Origin of the sequence: Stenotrophomonas sp. GbtcB23 (assembly GCF_019091045.1) — a bacterium.
Classification (GTDB): domain Bacteria; phylum Pseudomonadota; class Gammaproteobacteria; order Xanthomonadales; family Xanthomonadaceae; genus Stenotrophomonas; species Stenotrophomonas rhizophila_A.
Genome location: NZ_JAGXKC010000462.1, coordinates 1 through 262 on the forward strand (window position 1 = coordinate 1; position 262 = coordinate 262).

A 262-nucleotide genomic window follows, 5' to 3' on the forward strand; every position below is an offset into this window, starting at 1 on the left:
TGCCCCGCCCCGAGCCGATCGGTGCGGCCAGCGGCATCACCGCCACGCAGCCGATCCCTTCCAGCCGCTTCGCCAGGATCGGGTCATCGGAGGTGTAGACCATCACCTCGAAGCCGTCCTTGTCCAGCGTTTCGGCGGCCTTGTGGGTCTGCACCACGTCCGGGTACAGCGTCTTCTGGTCGCCCAGCACTTCCAGCTTGGTCAGGTTGTGGCCATCGTGCAGTTCGCGCGCCAGCCGGCAGGTACGCACCGCGTCTTCGGC

Annotated in this window: 1 pseudogene; it reads right to left on the minus strand. The window is 67.6% G+C overall.

The annotated features are described in order from the left end of the window. A pseudogene (locus KVS69_RS19785) lies at positions 1-262 on the minus strand (thiazole synthase); the annotation flags it as partial.